This window comes from Pedobacter sp. N36a (assembly GCF_014472395.1).
In the GTDB taxonomy this organism is placed as follows: domain Bacteria; phylum Bacteroidota; class Bacteroidia; order Sphingobacteriales; family Sphingobacteriaceae; genus Pedobacter.
Genome location: NZ_JACSZW010000012.1, coordinates 120,376 through 138,049 on the forward strand (window position 1 = coordinate 120,376; position 17,674 = coordinate 138,049).

Sequence of the window (17,674 nt, forward strand, 5' to 3'; positions counted from 1 at the left end):
AGCCGCAAATTGTCTAGTTCTGGTAGCTTCTATTTGCTTGTAAATGTAGCATGTGCTATAGTGTTTTTTCTATATAGGATAGGAGCTTATAGGCGGTTGACCTCCCCCCGAAAAACCAGACCGCTGAAAAGTCGAAAAAATCGGGGCAATTACTTAACTTAAACATACAGTAATTGAGATGAAAAAGAGCAAGTTTACAGAAGCGCAGATTGCATTTGCACTGCAACAGGCAGAAACGGGAGTTTCTGTAGAGGAGGTTTGTCGCAAAATGGGTATTCACCAGGCGACCTATTACAACTGGAAGAAGAAATTCGGTGGTCTGGGTGTCACTGAACTCAGACGTCTACGACAGCTAGAGAATGAGAATGCCAAACTCAAACAACTCGTAGCAGATTTAAGTCTGGACAAACATATGCTACAAGATGTACTTAAAAAAAAGCTTTAAGGCCAGCCCAGTTGAAGGGGCTGGCCGAAGCTTTAGTAGTCAGTTACAAAGTTTCTGTGCACAGGGCTTGTGCGGTCACTAAGTTTTGCCGCTCGATGTGGTATTATAAAAAGATAGGTCGTGATGACAAGGTAATCAGAATGCGTATGAAGGAGATTGTGGAAACTCGGGTCAGATATGGCAGTGAAAGAATCTTTACATTGCTTCGTCGGGAAGGCTTTAAAGATAGTTATAACAGAGTTTACAGGCTTTATAAGCTGGAAGGATTAAACCTGCGTAGTAAAAGACCAAGAAGAAACCGAGCCGGTGCGCATCGCTTAGAACGCGTACCGCCCTCGCATTTACATGAGTGCTGGAGTATGGACTTTGTGTCCGATCAGCTGTTTGACGGCAGGAAATTCAGGTCCTTAACTATAGTGGATAATTATACAAGATTTTGCCTTGATATTTACCCAGAGCAAGGTATAAAAGGGGAACAGGTGGTAACTGTATTGGAAAGGTTAAAAGAAGAATGCAATGCCATTCCAAAAAAAATTAGAGTAGATAACGGAAGTGAATTTATATCCAAAGTATTGGATAAATGGGCATATGAAAATCAGGTCATACTTGATTTCTCCCGCCCGGGGAAACCCACAGATAATGCATATATTGAGTCTTTTAATGGAAGCTTCCGTGATGAATGCCTAAACACCAACTGGTTCTTGTCAATGGAAGATGCTATAGAAAAAATCGAAGCATGGAGAGCAGAATATAATACCTTTAGACCACATAGTTCCTTAGGAGGTTTAACGCCTCAGGAGATGTGGAAAAAAAAACAGTTAACGCCCTGATTTTCGAATTTAGCGTGTCTTAAAATTGGGGGGAGGTCAAAGTCCAGTATATACAACCAGGACGGCCGATGCAAAATGGGTACATCGAACGCTTTAACAGAACCTTCAGAGAAAATATATTAGATGCCTATTTATTTGAGGATATGATGCAGGTACAAATATTAGGCGAAGAATGGATGCAGGATTATAACTACTCCAGGCCACATGAGGCACTTAACGGTAAAACTCCGATGGAGTATAAAGCCCTGCGGGCGGCATGTTGTCATTAATCCAACTAGAAAAAAGTTGGATTAATAACAACAGTTATTATAAATTTGGATTCTCGTTAGCAGACCGGTTCGAAAAAAGGGAGGGTTACACTTCTATTTGTGATAAGGAGGCTAAAGAAGCTGTGAAAGTTTTACTGATTGAGCCCAATTCAAATAAAGTCTTATTTGTTACTTTTGCTTCTGTATCTTTAGATAATACTCCATAGTTGTAAAAGGAATGTTTACCGTTGACTGTTATACAAATGCTTATTCCTAGAATTTCATTTTCAACCATTAAAGGTTTAGCTAATTCATCTACAAAAGTTTTTATAGTTTGACCTTTTAAAGTATTAAAACTCAAAAAAAAGATTAAGCTACTAAAAAAAGCTGTTTTTGTACAGCTTTGTAAAGAAGAATTCGTTAGATTCCTTGTGATTTTATTCATGATAATTTATTTGACTATCGTCAAAAGTAAGGATAATTAGAGATATAGACTGTTTAGTTACCTCTATAGGTGGAATAGCCATAAGGAGATAATGTGATTGGAACATGATAGTGCTTATCATCCTTAATTTCAAACACAACTTCGATAAAAGGGTAAAAGGATAGTGTGTTTTTTTGTTTAAAGTAATCAGCAACTAGAAAAGTAAGCTTGAATACTCCTTTTTCTGATTTATTTTGGTTCAAAAAATCTTTGATTCTTCCATTTTCATCAGTGCTTTTTTGGTCTATTAACGTCCATTGTTTATTTTGGTCATTAAGTTTTTCAAGTTTTACAGGTACACCGGGCGCTGGTAGGCCTGTAGAAACATCCAGTATATGACTTGATAATTGGTATGTTGGAACCTGTGCGTTGGCGAAACTAGTTGCCAAACCTAGAATTAGCGATAAAATAATTTTTTTTAAATGCATTGTCATAATCTTTGAGTTAAATTGTGGTTAGAAATGTTATTTTGCGATTAGGTCAGCTTCTAAAAGCTGTGCAGCCCTGGCAATTTGATCATCATTTTCTGGACTGCCTCCACCTGCTACACCAACTGCTCCAATTATTTTATCATGATGATAAAGTGGCACTCCTCCTCCGAGTAACAGCAGTTCAGGTAGATGAGCTAAATTTTCTGTCGAAGCGGTCAATTTTGCATTTCTTGCCAGGCTCAGCGTGGAAGTTTTAGTTGAAAGTGAGCTGAATGCTTTTCTTCTTGCTGCTTCTGTATTATGTGGACCTACACCATCTCCACGGCTTAAAATTATGATCTGTCCACTTGAATCAACTATTGCAATGCAGACTTGCTTGTTTAGCTCCAGCGCTTTTTGCCTGACTAAAATACTGAGCTCAGTGGCTGCTTTCAATGTAAGTTGTTCTGTTTGAATAAAAAAAGAATCAGATAATGTCAAAGCTGGGTTAGCGCTATGGTCTTTTAGCTTGGCTTTATTTTCTCCAGACTGCCCAAAAGATAATAATGGTAAAAATAGGATTAGTTTTAAATACTGTTTCATTGCATCTTTTTTTTCCAAAGATATAGTAGCGACTTTATTAAAACGTTGCCCTAAGTCAACGTTTTCAAAGCTTATGTTTTATTCGGCTTAAAGTTGAGGGAGATAGACCAAGGTAAGAGGCTGCCATTTTGTTAGATATTCTTGAAAGGAATTTAGGATATTGGTTGTTGATCCATTTCACCTTTTCTATTGCATCAAAACCTTGGAAACCATAAATTCTTTTTTGAGCGGTAATAAAACCCAACTCTAATATATGACGGTAAACCTTTGCAAATTGTGGTATTTGATCCACCAAAGAATAAAAATCTGTTCTTGTAATGGTTAATAATTCAGATTTTTCAATGGTTTGTAAATATTCAAATGCTGGTTGCTGATCAATTAGACTTGGCAGGGCGGTTCCAAAGCCACCCTCAAAAGCAAAAAAACGTGTGGTTTCCAATCCAGTTTTATTTATTGTGAAAACCCTGATACAACCCTTGTTTACAAAATAATGGTTTTTACATACCTCATGGTAATCAAGGAGTATTTGGTTTCTTCTTGTTTTTATCAGCTTGAACTTACTCAAGATAAATGCTAGCGTATGCTCATCTATTTCTCCTGCCTGTTTGATGTAATCCGCTAATAGTTTAAACATATCTCATATTTTAAAGGATCAAAATATCTAGGTTAAATATTAAATCACTTGTTTATATATCCTTTTGGAAGACATTAAATGGTATCGATTTGCCCATAACCTTAAGTGCAATAACACCATGGGGCGGTACTTCAAAGTGTTGCGATTTTGAGCCCATCAAGCCTGTCTCCTGGTGCTTCCATAAATCTCTTATTTTATATGATTTATCTGCATCAATGCCTATACTATCCAACTCAAATGTGATTTCTTGTTTCCTATCAGATCTGTTAAATAAAACCACCGCTACCTCTCCGCTCATTGTCGAAATCAGCGGCTTTGCCCACACTTCCAGTTTATCATTTTTTTTTAATCTACGTGCCTGGTAACCTAATTTATCTTGGTTCAATGCGATAATTTCTTTATTGCTGACTAACGCTAATGTTTTGTTAGATATGGTTCTAAGGTCATTTCCAAGAAGCAGGGGAGAATTCATGACACTCCACATGGTGAAATGCGATCGATCTTCTTCCTCACTCATACCCCGTCCTACCTGCAGCATGTCCATGTCATTTATATGACCAGGAGAACTAAATTTCCATAGGTCAGCATTTTTATCAATGATATGCAGGATGGAGTTAAAGTCATTGCTAATGTCTCCAGAAATGCGCCAGGAATCAGCAATTTCTACCGCCCATTTACCAGGGAACTGCCAACGGCAAATGTTAAACAAAACATTACTGTTGATTGATTTGATGCGATTAGATAATTGAGTATACCTCATTTCATCATTTAAACCAAGTTTTTCTCCTCCACACCAGTCTATTTTTATAAAATCATATCCCCATGTTCTGAGCATTAGATTTAAATCTTGCTCATCATGCCCATACAATCCTGAACCTACTCCTACAGTGTCTTTATCCCAGATCGACGCACAGGTGTTTATTCCGGCGTCCGAATAGATGCCTGCCTTCAGCCCTTTGCTATGAATGTAATCTGCTAGTACCTTCATTCCTGAGGGGAAGCGCTTAGGGTGGGTTAATAGGTTACCTTTAGCATCTCTGCCTGCGAAAAAGCCATCATCAATATTTATAAAATTGTAGCCTGCATCTTTTAGCCCGGTTGAAACCATTTTATCTGATTGGGCCTTAATGATATTTTCATCAATAGCGACCCTGAAGTTATTCCAACTAGACCATCCCATCATAGGGGTTTTTCGAGTTGAAATATTTTCCTGGGCTGAAGATGAGGTGCTGAATAAATTAAAAATGCTCAATAGTATAAGTAATATTCCTTGTTTTGTTAATGTTGCCTGCATAAATTTAGTAGGGTATAAAACAGCAAGGTAAGTATTAATCTAAAGTTTATGATATTTAAATAGGTAATATGTTCATCAAAATTGATTAAAAACACTGCACTTTGGTAACTTCATGAATAGAAATTCATTTTTTAGGAATAATAAATCAATCTTCGTGATTAAAGTATATTATTAAGGTCATTTAATGGTGAGTCTTTTTTAAAATTTAAAGTTTAATGAATAATTATTCCAGAAAATCCGTAATTCAGGGGGTTATGGTGGTGTGTGTACTTGTTATTTTTTTTAGGTTGCTGTTTATACAGCTCATCGATGATTCTTACTATAAAGCGGCAACAGAAAATGTGTTGCGTAAAACGGTTCTTTATCCCAATAGAGGGAATATAAGATATAGAGGGGGACAAATTATGGTTAGGAACAAGCCTGTTTACGATATTATGGTTATTCCCTCTAAAATCAAAAATATTGACACGGCTAAGTTCTGTCGTTTATTAAATATTAATTTCGAGCAATTTGAGCATCAGGTGAATAAGGCAAGGAAATTTTCTCCTTATAAAGCCTCAATTTTTAAAAAGGAAATCACATTAGAAGCTTATAGCAGTTTACAAGAACAACTCCATCAGTTTAATGGGTTTTTGGCCGAAAGAAGAACAATTCGTGTTTATCCTGATAGCGTTGCAGCTCAATTTTTGGGATATGTAAACCAGGTTACCGAACGCGATATTCATTATGATGATCGCTTTTATCGTTCTGGAGATTTTATAGGTGTGAGCGGGGTAGAACGTTTTTATGAAGAACAGCTCAGGGGGAAACCTGGGGTTAAAAATATAATGGTGGATGCATTTAACCGACCCAAAGGTGAATTTAAAGACGGTGAATTTGATACCGTCTCAAAGGCTGGACAGGATTTGGTTTCTTCCCTTGACCAAGGGATTCAAAAACTCGCAGAGAAATTCATGAGTAATAAAATTGGTAGCATAGTGGCTATTGAACCCAGTACTGGTGAAGTTTTAGCTTTTGTAAGCAGCCCATCTTATGATCCTAACTTAATGTCAGGACTGGAAAAGGGAAATAGTTATATGGAGTTATTGAATAATTCCAATCATCCTTTATTCATTAGACCTATCCAGGCGCAGTATCCTCCTGGTTCGGTGTTTAAAGTAGTGAGTGCTTTGGTAGCACAACAAGCCGGTTTAATCAATGAACATACAGTTTTTAATTGCCAGGGTGGATATCGTTATGGTAAAACGGGGTTTATGGGTTGTACACATGTGCATGGACCAATAAATCTTTCTCAATCTATTCAAACTTCTTGCAATACCTATTTCGGTTATATTTATTCAGGAATGATTGACAATCAAGCTAGTGGTGCTGTGGATGCTTATGAAAAATGGAGATCTTCTATTATGAAATTTGGAATAGGTAAGGCGCTGGGGGTAGATCTGCAATATGAAAAACCAGGTTCGCTACCTTCTTCAGCATTCTATACTAAACGATTTGGAAGCAATAACTGGACTTCGTCCTACAATATGTCTCTTTCAATTGGACAAGGAGAGTTGGGAATAACCACTATGCAAATGGCTAATATCATGGCTATTGTTGCCAATAGAGGATTTTATTACAGACCTCATTTGATTAAAGGTATCGGTACAGAAGATTTGAGTAATCCTAAATTTAAGGAGCGAATTTCAGTTGATGTCAATTCTGAATACTTCGAACCTGTTATCCAAGGGATGAGCCTTGCCGTTAATAATCATGGTGGTACTGCCTACTCAGCACGAATTAATGGCATTGAAATGTGTGGTAAAACAGGAACGGTTCAAAATTCACATGGGAAAAATCATGCTGCATTTTTAGCTTTTGCCCCAAGAAAGAATCCCAAAATTGCAATTGCAGTTTTTGTAGAAAATGCGGGATATGGAAGTGTTTGGGCTGCGCCTATTGGAAGTATGATCGTTGAGAAATATTTAAAGGATAGTATATCTATTCAAGCTTCTATTCAGTCAAGGATTATAAATGGCAATTTGTTGCCTGATTCTTAAGTTGCTGTAAAAAACACCTTCTACAGTAGTCAGCTTCGCTTTTCCATTTCCTTTTTTGATAGCTGCTGCTATGGCTTTGCTGTCTATTTTTCCGGAAACGACAAAGGTGTTGAGTATACGCTGATTCTTCATGATTTCATAGAATATTTCTCTTCCGGGTTTCATCGTTCAGTTTCCTTTATGGAGATTTGTAAAGTGGCGGAATCAGGAGTGAGCTGCACTTAAATGATGCTAACTAGTGCAAACTTTCTGGCAATGGATAACTGGTTTAAGATGACTTTATCTAGTATGCACTTAAAATCGGGATACATTGAAGAAGAATATTGTGATGCAGAATCAAATTTTACGATTACATTCTTAAAGTAAAAAGGAATTATTAAGTGACTGTCCGTTCATTGTTCCCTATTAATTTATGTTGACTCGATAATAGATTTGCATTATTTAATGCTAGTGCTTATGTTCGCTGAAGTTCGTATAAAAAACTAATGGTGCTGCTACCTTTGAGTAGACAGCAAGTTAAGGCTTCAAGCTGATGAGCGTTGAATGGAATGATACCCGGACAGATCTGAGTGGGCTGGCCAAAGAAATAAATATTAGTTCAGCGTTGTTGTATCCTGGGGAGACGGAATTTGGCAGCAAACAAGCGAGTATTTTTCCTGGAAAAGAGAAAGTTATACTTAGCACAGCTGAACAATGTTCTAAAAAAGGCTGTCGGTATTTTCTCCTAAAGTAAGTAGAGCTGTACTTTACAAATAGATCGTCAGCCTCCCATTAGACAGAATCATGGGAAAAGCAAAGCTGAGAAGCATTGTGAAGAAGAAATTTTTGGTTACTACAGACTTTAAGCCAAAAATATTGATTGCTGTATGACAACGGTGATCGATCTGGGGGATGGAAAAATCATTGGCTTAGGTATTAAGCAAAAAGGGAAAATAAATGATACAGTAATCCCCGCATTTATGATGGCACAATCAGGACTAGGGATTAACCAGGAACTCATCCTAAATAAGGTCAGTGCTTGGACAACGCAGTGGCAGAGGACTTCTTTAAGACACTAAAAGCCAAATGTGTATATCAGCCAAGTTTACTGACCAAGTGAAAGCGGAACGTGTCGTTTTTGAACATATTGAAACTTGGTATAACCGTAAATATTACATTCTGTGCTGGGATCTTGTTGTTGTAATTCCACATATAATAAACCTGTTTTAGGATAAATTCTTTTTTAACAAACGAATATGATAACAATTGATGCCATAACCTCTATTTACAACTGTATTCCGACACCTAGTATTATTTTGAAAACAGATGCACCGCGATTCACTATTGCAATGTTGAATGCTGCCTTGCTGAAAATTGTAAATGTGGAGCCTAGTGTACTTATTGGAAAAGGTTTTTTTGAAGCCTTTCCTAATCATACTGATCCTATGGCTCCGGGAACTGAAAATCTAAAATATGCTTTTAAACATGTTTTGAAGTTTAAAGAGTCTTACCAGATTAATGAGCATCTGTATAGTCTTCCTTCGCTTATGGATCAAAAATCAATTAATAGGTGTTGGAAAATTACAACTTACCCCTTGTTAGATATAAACGGGGAGGTTGATTTTATTGTGCTAAGTTCAGAAGATATAACTAATTTAAAAGAAATTCAAGATAGAAGTAAACGATTCAACGAGCTTGAATCCCTCGAGAAAAATGTCCTTGAGCTAAATTCAAAATCAGACGTATTAATTGAGGAGGTATTGTATACTTACCTTAAGGGAATCGAATCGCTATTTCCCGAGTTATATTGTGCTCTTAAGGAGTTGGAAAATGCACCTTCGTATCGTTGGGTATCTCCTTCGTTACCTCAATCATTTGCTGAGAAATTTGGAGGTAATGGAGTTTGTAAGGAGCTGGGCTCATCCGAAAAAGTAGAAATACTTGAACAAAACGAATTGGTTGATCATTATTCTTCTAAAAGAAAAGACCGAAGCAGCCCACTGTTATTTCAAAATCTTCGAGCATACAGGTCACAGCCAATTGTCAAATCAGATGGAAAGCTTAGGGCCATTTTTTTTGTTTATTACAGTATTGTTCAGGAGCCAAGTGAAGAAGAATTATATGTTATTGACCGAGTAATGGGCTTTTTGAAGATGATTTTCGAAAATAGAGAGCGTATTGATAGACTTAAAGAGACAGCACTAATTATGGATCAAACTCAAAAGCTGGCAAACTTTTGTACCTGGTCCTGGGATATTAAAAAAAATGAGGTTACCTGGTCTGACGCTATGTTTAGTATTTATGGTAAGCTAATCAAGCATACTTTCGAAGCATACCAAGAATTCCTCCATCCTGAAGATAAAGAAATTGTCTATAATAAGATCCAGGCTGTAATCGCTGTAAAAGGAGATACCGAATTTGAGCAAAGGATGATTAGACCAGATGGCCAGATGCGGCATCTTAAGTCATGGGTTAAAGTAGAATGCGAAAAGGGTAGTCCAATAAAACTAATTGGGGCTAGTTTAGATATAACAGAAAGTAAGAAAATAGAAAATGCTTTAAAAATAAGTAATGAACGATATTATTATGTAAATGAACTCACCAATGATGCCATCTATGATTGGGATATCCTAAATGATCATGTGGAATGGGGCGATGCTTTTTTTAGAATGTTTGGATATCGGAAATTTAAAGAAAATTTCCCTATAGCTAGATGGGCAGAATTGGTCTACCCGGATGAAACCAAGAAGGTTGTTCAGGAATTAAATTTTGCTTTGAAAAACACTTCTGAAGTTAGATGGATAGCTGATTATCGTCTAAAAAAGGAAAATGGTGCTTTTTCTTTTGTAGAAGAAAGTGGATATATCTTGAGAAATATTAATGGTGAGGCTATACGAATGATTGGTGTAATTCGAGATGTCAGTGAGCGTAAAGCATCTGATATTCAGCGTGCTCAGCAAGAGTTAACGATCAAGCATCACCTTGCGCGTTATGAAGCCGTTTTTAAGGCAACAAGAGATGCTATTTGGGATTATGATCTGATGACCAAAGAGGTGATATGGAATAAGGGGATAAAAGAGATTTTTGGCCACCAGCGGGTAGAAGCAAGGTATCAGTGGTGGTATGATCATGTTCATCCTGATGATATACAGCTCGTTAATGCTACGGTCAGGTCAGCATTAAGGAAAGGGCAGTCACGATGGTCATGTGAGTATAGATTCAAATGTGCCGATGGTAATTATAAATTTGTATTAGACAGTGGGGTTTTTATTTTTGGGGATACCGGTGAGGTGATCAGAATGATTGGTGCAATGCAGGATATCACTGAGCGTGTCAATTATATTCATACTATAGAACAGCATAATGCTCGGCTTCAGGATATTGCATGGGCTCAAACACACCTAGTCAGGGCTCCTTTAGCGAGAATTCTGGGATTGGTTCCTTTTCTGAGTACTGTTGACCAAAATCATGATCAACATTCTCAAATAATTTCTTATTTGGAAGATTCAGCTAAGGAACTTGATGAAGTCATTAAAAATATCATTAAAAAGAGCAATTGTCGACAGGTTGATTAATTTTATTTTCTTGTAAACCCTGACCATCATCCTTTACCTGTATGAGGATATTATCATTTTCTTACTGCTCATCGATAAAGGGATTCTTTTGATCATGTTTCACCCAAATTAGTCTGGAAGTGTCGTATCCTATTTCACCTGCCATCTTAACATAATTAGTCTTGACATCCTCTGGTATGCTTTTTTTACGGGATAATATCCAGAGGTAGTTTAAATTTTTTCCGGCAACTAAGGCATATTGGTAATTATTGTCAATCGCTAATACATTGTAACCCGCATAAAATGGCCCAAAAAAGCTGACTTTTAAAGCAGCAATGTTTTTATCGCTTCTGAATTTAGCAATTCCATTTGCGGACTTCCATACCTTTGTTTTATAATTATAACCACTGTTAAGTACTTTTACATTTCCGTTTTTATCTAAATTGTATTGTGCCATGGTGTTATCCAGATCTTTTTCAAAACGAAAGTCGAAACGGGCAATTTCATACCAGTTGCCTAAATAGCGTTTTAGCTCAAAATCGGCAATTGGCTTTGCTTTTTTAGGGATTGATGCACAGGAGCTTAAAATTAGAATTAATGCTATTGTATGAATAGTTGAAATGGAGATTTTATTTTTCATCATAAGTTCAGGGTTTTTGAAATATTTTAAAAAAATAGATGTTGAGTAAAAACTGTGTATAACTATATACAGCATCTTCTATTGGAATGCTGAAGATCCGAATGTTTAAAAAACTCTTCGGATTGTAATTCACAATTGGAGATTCCAGGCCAGTACCCGTCAAAATACCGTTTACTGGGAAAAATCCAAGCATCAAAATGCTAAAGACAAAAGATGCCTGACCGATCCAGGATGCTCTTGCCTTAAAATGCAGATAAATTAGCACTGTTGCTGTTACTATCGCTGTTACAAATGTGTAGGTTTTGTCGTAATGTAATAGGGCTATGACTGCGCATATAATGACACTCACAAAAACAATCATGTTGTTAAAAGCGCTTAGCCAGGCGAGATTGAAGAATTTGTCCAGACAGAAATAGGTAAACACACATGAAAATGGAATACAAATAAAAAACATCCATTCTTCAATAGGTATTCCCAAAAGAATCAATCCTGTAGTATATTCTGTATTGAACCACCATATCTGATGAGCGGTAAACCATACATCCCATGCAATAAAAGGAATAGCAACTAAAATGCTTGCTTTGATAAACGCCGGAAAATGCTTGTTGAACTGAATTCTACGGTCAAAAGAAAAAAAAAAACAAATACTAATGCTGAGCAAATTGATTAACAAGTAGGTATATGGTTTCATCACTTCGCTTTTTTATAATACATTTTGAAATATTTCATGGGGACATATAAAAAACCAAAGCATTCACCTTTTTCTTTGCCCAAGTGTTTATGATGTTGTTTGTGTGCCCTTCGAATTGCTAGTAAGTAAGGGTTTTGGGTGTTTGCTAAATATTTAATGCGTTGGTGAATAAAGATATCATGTACAAAGAAATAGGCTAATCCATAAAGCGTAATCGCCAGACCAATGTAAAACAAGTAGTTGAAATGATTTAACGAACCAAAATAGATCAAGGCAATAGCCGGTAAAGCAAAAATCACAAAGAAGTAATCATTTTTCTCATAGGGCCCCTCTGTGCTATGGTCATGATGGTCATGGTGAAGTACCCATAAAAGGCCATGCATGATGTACTTGTGAATGAACCAGGTGGCACCTTCCATCAATATAAATGTGATCAGTAGGATAATGTAATTCATGTTTAATGTTTTAACGGATTAAATGACGAGCGCAATATCATCGATAAGTATTCTTTATATTATTGTCATCTTATATTGTACATAACTGCTCATTGCCAGAGAAAACTTTTTCCGGTTTGGAATACGTATTCTTTGGTGCATGATTTTTTCTGCTGAGGTACTCTTTATTTTTTTAAACAGTGACAGGTAATACTTATAAGCCAGGTAAACGCCAAATTTGGAAGAAGCAGGTAGTTTTTTTATCCCAATTAATGCTTCTTTGAATTCTGCTTCAATTTCATTTTCAATTTCTAATTTGATATTGTTGTTGAATGTTTTCATATCAATATTAGGAAAGTAAGTGCGTCCCAAAATATGATAGTCTTCTTTCAGATCGCGTAGAAAATTTATTTTTTGAAAGGCTGAGCCCAATTTCATGGCATAAGGCTTTAGGTGATCAAATGCGTCTTTATTACCCCCTACAAATACTTGTAAACACATTAATCCTACAACCTCAGCCGAACCTAGTATGTACTGGTTATACAAATCAGAATTGTAATCTACTTGCTGCAAATCCATTTGCATGCTATATAAGAACTGTTCAATCAGGGTTTTGTCAATCTCATAATTATTGACCGTATCCTGAAAGGATTGTAGAATGGGGTTAAGGGAGATCCCTTCTTCCAGGGCAGTCCAGGTTTCTGTTTTAAAACGTTGCAACAGGCAGGCTTTATCATAATTGTGAAAGCTGTCTACGATTTCGTCAGCCAGACGTACATACCCATATATTGCATAAATGGCAGGACGAATTGAAGATTTTAGCGCCAGGATTCCCAAAGAGAAACTGGTGCTATATTTTTCCGTAACTGCTTTGCTCACATTGTAAGCCAATTCATCAAATAATTTTTTCACGCTTTTTTTTGTTTAAGCTTATTTATTTCTTTTGCTACAATTTTACCAGAGATAATTGATGGGGGTACACCGGGGCCTGGCACAGTCAGCTGCCCTGTATAAAACAAATTAGACAAATGCTTGTTTTTTATCTTTGGTTTCCATACTGCGGTCTGCGATAATGTATTGGCCAGGCCATAGGCATTGCCTCCATAAGCATTGTAATCGCTGATAAAATCATCCACGCAATAGCTTCGTTTATAATTTAATTTTGTTAATAAATCTTTTACACCGGTATGTTTTTCCAAGCGTTTAATCATATCCTGAAAATAGTGCTCACGAATGCTTTCCGTATCATAAAGTCCTGTTGCCAGTGGCATAAGTAGGAAAATATTTTCGTGTCCTACGGGGGCCACATTAGGATCTGTTTGGGATGGACAGCAAGCATAGAACAATGGTTTTTCAGGCCATTTCTTTTCTTCGTAGATACTTTTAATGTGTTCATCGAGATCATTCTCGAAAAATAAGGTGTGATGTTTAAGATTTGGAATTCTTTCTTTAAATCCTAAATAGTAAATCAAACAAGAGGGAGCAAATGTTCGGCTTTTCCAATACTTTTGGTCATAATTACGCAATTCGCTGTTTAACAGTGTTTCGGTATGGTGATAATCCGAAGATGCAATAATGGCATCAAACTCCTTAAGTACTCCATTTATGACTATTCCCCTGGCCACACCATGTTCAGCAACGATTTGCTCTACATTTTGATTAAAATGGAAAATGACACCTTGTTTTTCTGCTATTTTTTTCATCCCCAAGACCACTTGGTAAAATCCACCCATTGGATACCAGGTGCCCAAAGCATAACCTCCATAGTTCATTAGACTATAAAGTGCTGGAATATTTTTTGGAGAAGCCCCAAGGAAAATAACCGGAAACTCCATTAATGTCTTTAGTTTGGGGTGTGAAAAATATTTATTGACATAGCTCCTGAAATTCGATAGCAGATCTAATTTTAAAGCGCTTATGGCAATTTTAGGAGATGCAAACTCCATCCAGCTATAGCATGGTTTGTTTACAAACTCCTGCATTCCAACTTCGTACTTATACTTTGCAGCGCTCATGAAAGCATCAAGTTTTTTAGCGGCTCCCGTTTCTAGCTGCTCAAACAGATCTTTTAAATCCTGGTAAGATTCAGGAACGGTAAGTAATTCATCCTCAAACACCATTTCGAACTGGGGGTTAAGGGAAACAAGATCATAAAAGTCACTTGCTTGACAACCAAAATCGCGGAAGAAATCATCAATAATATCAGCCATCCAATACCAGCTTGGGCCCATATCAAATGCATATCCATTTTCTGTTGTGAATTGTCTTGCTCTTCCACCGGGTTGAGGATGCTTTTCATAAACATGCACTTCATTGCCAGCCTGGGCAGCATAAGCCGCAGCCGAAAGACCGGAAATTCCGGCACCAATTATAGCTATACTTTTTTTCGATTCCGGTATTTGCATAGAGGTATATTAAGTATTGAGAAATTCAGGTGTTTAGTTTCCCCTATAAGTAGCATAACCGTAAGGACTCAAGGTGATAGGTACATGATAATGCTGGTCATCTTTTATTTCAAAAACCACTTCAATGAAGGGATAAAAAGATTTTTGTTTTAAGCTTTTAAAATAAGGTTCAATAAAATAGGTCAGTTTAAAAATTCCTTTATTTTGTGTACCCCCATAAGGAAGGAAGTTTTGAATGCGTCCTTCCTTGTTAGTTTTATGTTCTGAGATAAATGTCCATTGCTCATGGCCATTTTGTTTTTCTAGCTTAATCAGCACACCCTCAGCAGGCATTCCCCGGGAAATGTCTAGTATATGGCTGGAGAGCTGAAATTTTTGACTTTGAGCAATACCAGAAAGTGTAAAGCCAATTACAAAGATTAAGATGGAGAGTTTTTTTAACATAATTTATATTTATTTTGATAATAAAAATTCATTATATGCGACATTGACAAGCTGAGCAGGCGCTATATTTTTAGTATATATTGCCAGATGAAAGCGATCCAGTTTCTGCAGTATTTTAATCAAATGCATTTTTTCAGTAGGGCTAAGGTTTCCGGTCACAATTTGACTGGCCTGCCTTATTTTTTCCATAATATCATCTAGGGCTTCCAGTCCTTTGCCGGTAATCGAAATGATTTTACTTCTTTTATCTGCCATAGAATCGTTCTGTTGTATCCAGCCCTGTCCAATTAGTCGGTTGATAATTTGCATCCCTACAGGTTTTTCCTGAAGGTTCTTTTTAATCAATTCTGTTTTTGTCGTTGATCCAAAAGTTTTTAGGTGAATTAAATATATGAATTCTTCTTGAGTGTTGAATTTTGAATTGTGTATGGCTGATTTTGAGTAGGTTTTTGCATATCTGTTCAGGTGGACAATTAAGGTGCTGATCTCGCTCTCAGGACTTCTCCCATTTTCTTTTCCCTCCCAGTCGAGCTCACTGAAAAGTTGTTCTGTTTCTCTTTCATCATCTTGAATCCAACGTTTGAAGCCAGTTAAGTCTTTTGGATAAGATTTGAAATCTACCGTGGTATCAAATTTTTCAATAAGGTCAATGACTTGTTTAATGAGCTGATAGTTCATGGTGAAATGAATTTATTTTAGTTTACAAATATACTAATTTTTTAAAAAAATAGTATTATTTAAAACTAAATAATACTTTTGTGTACTCATATTTTGTTTTTTAGTATTCAATTATTTTAATGTTAAATTTCATTTATGTTTGCAACATCAAGTTTTAATAGTTTTCCATATACCATATATTAAAATATCAAGCCATGATTTTAATGAACGATAATCACAACATCCAAATAACAGCTGAGCCTGAACCAGCAGCTAATGCGCCTGATTATGACACACCAATGCGTGTTGACGCATTTGAATTAGACGACGACGCTAAAATAGAATTGATACAAGCGCATTTTGCTGCTATTATGCACACACTTGGTCTTGACCTGAGAGATGATAGTTTAAAGGACACGCCCAAACGGGTAGCAAAAATGTATGTCAAAGAAATATTCAGCGGACTCAATCCGGAAAATAGGCCGGTGGCAACCTTGTTTAAAAATCCATTTAGCTATAATCAGATGCTGTTAGAGCGAAATATAGCAGTTTACAGCAATTGCGAACACCATTTTGTCCCTATTGTCGGTAAGGCGCATGTTGCTTATTTCAGCAATGGGGAAGTGATTGGTTTATCTAAATTGAACCGAATCGTACAGTATTGTTCCCAACGTCCACAAATACAGGAAAGACTCACCAAGCAGATTGCCAACATGGTAAAAGAATCCTTGGGAACAGAAGATGTGGCAGTCATCGTTGACGCGCATCATCATTGTGTATCCAGCCGTGGGATAAGGGATACCGGTAGTAGCACATTAACAGCTGAGTATTCTGGCCGTTTCTTGGATGTTGATGTGAAAAATGATTTTTTAAAACATATAGGATGATGAATTTTGAGGGCAAAAACAGATGAGTAGTCGGTGGAAGTTCTGGTATAGGGCGCTCGTTGGTCAGGTTAATGGTTATGGTTTGCCGGAAGATATTAGTTCAGCAATAGCTTTTCTGTTAGCAGATGAATCCAGCTGGCTGACCGGTCAGGTCATCGGTATAGATGGTGGTTTGGTTAAATTAAAGATGAATTAAGATGATAGTAATAAAAAGCAGTCAGATTTCTGAGATGGAAAAACACTACAGGATCAGTCTGATCAATAGTTTAATTGGCTATAAATCACTCAATTTATTGGGTACGATCAGTAAGGATGGTGTGACCAATCTGAGCTTGATTAGTTCGGCTTTTCACCTCGGTGCAAATCCTCCACTCTTGGGCATGGTGATCAGACCTGAACGTGAACATAACGATACCCTTAGCAACATTAAGCTGACTGGCCAATATAGTTTAAACAACGTATTGCCTCAATGGTATAAGCAAGCCCATCAAACCAGTGCAAGTTATCCTTCTGGAGTGTCGGAATTTGATCGATGCGGATTTAAGAAACATTATGTAACTGGTTTTAAGGCACCTTTTGTGGCGGAGTCTACAGTTCGCATTGGCCTGGAACTTAGAGAGATCATCGATGTTGAAATGAATGGTACAACGATACTGATCGGCGAAATTGTTCAAATATTAGCGGATGACCTCCTGATTGAAGAAGATGGCAATGTGGATCATGTTAAAGCAGGAACAATGACCGTTTGCGGTTTGGATAACTATTTTCTTCCACAGATGGTTGGCCGGTTAGGCTATGCGAAACCAGGAATAGAACCTCAAGAGTTAATAAAGAAAATCCATGCAAAGTAAGGATAAGGATACCGATGTCAATAGCGTCCTAAACGCAAAAAAGGGAAAGAGGAAGTTTTAACACAAAGTTACCTTTGTGGTGCACAAAAACAATCCCCTTTCTCGATGATAAACATAACATTATTTTCACAAATTATATCAAAAT

General features: G+C 36.8%; 19 protein-coding genes and 2 pseudogenes. 8 read left to right on the forward strand and 13 right to left on the reverse strand.

What is annotated here, in order from left to right:
- Positions 1-178 precede the first annotated feature (178 nt).
- A protein-coding gene (locus H9X96_RS20095; RefSeq protein ID WP_187667996.1) for an IS3 family transposase occupies positions 179-1,275 on the forward strand; the annotation gives its coding sequence in 2 pieces (ribosomal slippage) (positions 179-431 and positions 431-1,275; 1,098 coding nt in all).
- 47 nt (positions 1,276-1,322) lie between these two features.
- Positions 1,323-1,544: pseudogene (locus H9X96_RS20100) on the forward strand (transposase); the annotation flags it as partial.
- A 109-nt stretch (positions 1,545-1,653) separates the two neighbouring features.
- Here the strand turns inward: H9X96_RS20100 and H9X96_RS20105 are convergent.
- The 5 genes and pseudogenes from H9X96_RS20105 to H9X96_RS20125 all read right to left on the reverse strand — a co-directional run.
- Positions 1,654-1,968 (reverse strand): annotated as a pseudogene (locus H9X96_RS20105) (serine hydrolase); the annotation flags it as partial.
- Positions 1,969-2,021: 53 nt separating this feature from the next.
- Positions 2,022-2,441, reverse strand: coding sequence for a hydroxyisourate hydrolase (uraH, locus tag H9X96_RS20110; RefSeq protein ID WP_187667999.1), 420 nt, complete (start codon positions 2,439-2,441; stop codon positions 2,022-2,024).
- Between the two features lie 30 nt (positions 2,442-2,471).
- Positions 2,472-3,038, reverse strand: coding sequence for a heme-binding protein (locus H9X96_RS20115; RefSeq protein WP_222943945.1), 567 nt, complete (start codon positions 3,036-3,038; stop codon positions 2,472-2,474).
- Positions 3,039-3,084: 46 nt separating this feature from the next.
- On the reverse strand, positions 3,085-3,654 hold the full coding sequence (locus H9X96_RS20120; RefSeq protein ID WP_187668000.1) for a Crp/Fnr family transcriptional regulator: 570 nt from the start codon (positions 3,652-3,654) through the stop codon (positions 3,085-3,087).
- 52 nt (positions 3,655-3,706) lie between these two features.
- Positions 3,707-4,948: a glycoside hydrolase family 27 protein gene (locus H9X96_RS20125; RefSeq protein ID WP_187668001.1), complete on the reverse strand. Its 1,242-nt coding sequence runs from the start codon at positions 4,946-4,948 to the stop codon at positions 3,707-3,709.
- A 215-nt stretch (positions 4,949-5,163) separates the two neighbouring features.
- On the opposite strand from H9X96_RS20125, the gene mrdA reads away from it, so the two are divergent.
- Entirely contained in the window at positions 5,164-6,987 is a 1,824-nt protein-coding gene (mrdA, locus tag H9X96_RS20130; protein ID WP_187668002.1) for a penicillin-binding protein 2, read from the forward strand.
- Here mrdA and H9X96_RS22985 read toward each other — a convergent pair.
- The gene (locus H9X96_RS22985) at positions 6,949-7,152 is read right to left on the reverse strand and encodes a hypothetical protein (protein WP_255431180.1); all 204 of its coding nucleotides are present in this window, start codon (positions 7,150-7,152) and stop codon (positions 6,949-6,951) included. The genes mrdA and H9X96_RS22985 overlap by 39 nt on opposite strands.
- Positions 7,153-7,853: 701 nt before the next feature.
- On the opposite strand from H9X96_RS22985, the gene H9X96_RS20140 reads away from it, so the two are divergent.
- Together H9X96_RS20140 and H9X96_RS20145 are read left to right on the forward strand one after the other, a co-directional pair.
- On the forward strand, positions 7,854-8,045 hold the full coding sequence (locus H9X96_RS20140) for a hypothetical protein (RefSeq protein WP_187668003.1): 192 nt from the start codon (positions 7,854-7,856) through the stop codon (positions 8,043-8,045).
- Positions 8,046-8,222: 177 nt separating this feature from the next.
- On the forward strand, positions 8,223-10,541 hold the full coding sequence (locus H9X96_RS20145; protein WP_187668004.1) for a PAS domain-containing protein: 2,319 nt from the start codon (positions 8,223-8,225) through the stop codon (positions 10,539-10,541).
- A gap of 61 nt (positions 10,542-10,602) precedes the next feature.
- On the opposite strand, the gene H9X96_RS20150 is transcribed toward H9X96_RS20145, so the two are convergent.
- From H9X96_RS20150 to H9X96_RS20180, 7 genes are read right to left on the reverse strand one after another with little or no spacing between them, the layout of a single operon-like run.
- The gene (locus H9X96_RS20150; RefSeq protein WP_255431181.1) at positions 10,603-11,163 is read right to left on the reverse strand and encodes a lipocalin family protein; all 561 of its coding nucleotides are present in this window, start codon (positions 11,161-11,163) and stop codon (positions 10,603-10,605) included.
- 4 nt (positions 11,164-11,167) lie between these two features.
- A complete protein-coding gene (locus H9X96_RS20155; protein WP_187668005.1) occupies positions 11,168-11,851 on the reverse strand; it encodes a lycopene cyclase domain-containing protein in 684 nt (227 codons plus the stop codon).
- Positions 11,851-12,306 (reverse strand): sterol desaturase family protein, encoded by a 456-nt coding sequence (locus H9X96_RS20160; protein ID WP_187668006.1) that lies wholly within the window; start codon positions 12,304-12,306, stop codon positions 11,851-11,853. The genes H9X96_RS20155 and H9X96_RS20160 overlap by 1 nt, the downstream gene beginning before the upstream one ends.
- 54 nt (positions 12,307-12,360) lie before the next feature.
- Entirely contained in the window at positions 12,361-13,197 is an 837-nt protein-coding gene (locus H9X96_RS20165) for a phytoene/squalene synthase family protein (RefSeq protein WP_187668007.1), read from the reverse strand.
- A complete protein-coding gene (locus H9X96_RS20170) occupies positions 13,194-14,690 on the reverse strand; it encodes an NAD(P)/FAD-dependent oxidoreductase (protein ID WP_187668008.1) in 1,497 nt (498 codons plus the stop codon). The genes H9X96_RS20165 and H9X96_RS20170 overlap by 4 nt, the downstream gene beginning before the upstream one ends.
- Positions 14,691-14,723: 33 nt before the next feature.
- The gene (uraH, locus tag H9X96_RS20175; protein ID WP_187668009.1) at positions 14,724-15,134 is read right to left on the reverse strand and encodes a hydroxyisourate hydrolase; all 411 of its coding nucleotides are present in this window, start codon (positions 15,132-15,134) and stop codon (positions 14,724-14,726) included.
- A 9-nt stretch (positions 15,135-15,143) separates the two neighbouring features.
- On the reverse strand, positions 15,144-15,812 hold the full coding sequence (locus H9X96_RS20180) for a MarR family winged helix-turn-helix transcriptional regulator (RefSeq protein ID WP_187668010.1): 669 nt from the start codon (positions 15,810-15,812) through the stop codon (positions 15,144-15,146).
- Positions 15,813-16,006: 194 nt separating this feature from the next.
- Between H9X96_RS20180 and folE the strand changes: the two genes are divergently transcribed.
- From folE to H9X96_RS20195, 3 genes are read left to right on the forward strand one after another with little or no spacing between them, the layout of a single operon-like run.
- Positions 16,007-16,678, forward strand: a complete 672-nt coding sequence (folE, locus tag H9X96_RS20185) for a GTP cyclohydrolase I FolE (RefSeq protein WP_187668011.1) — start codon at positions 16,007-16,009, stop codon at positions 16,676-16,678.
- Positions 16,679-16,700: 22 nt separating this feature from the next.
- The gene (locus tag H9X96_RS20190; RefSeq protein ID WP_187668012.1) at positions 16,701-16,874 is read left to right on the forward strand and encodes an SDR family oxidoreductase; all 174 of its coding nucleotides are present in this window, start codon (positions 16,701-16,703) and stop codon (positions 16,872-16,874) included.
- A gap of 1 nt (position 16,875) precedes the next feature.
- Positions 16,876-17,529 (forward strand): flavin reductase family protein, encoded by a 654-nt coding sequence (locus H9X96_RS20195; protein WP_187668013.1) that lies wholly within the window; start codon positions 16,876-16,878, stop codon positions 17,527-17,529.
- Positions 17,530-17,674: the final 145 nt, after the last annotated feature.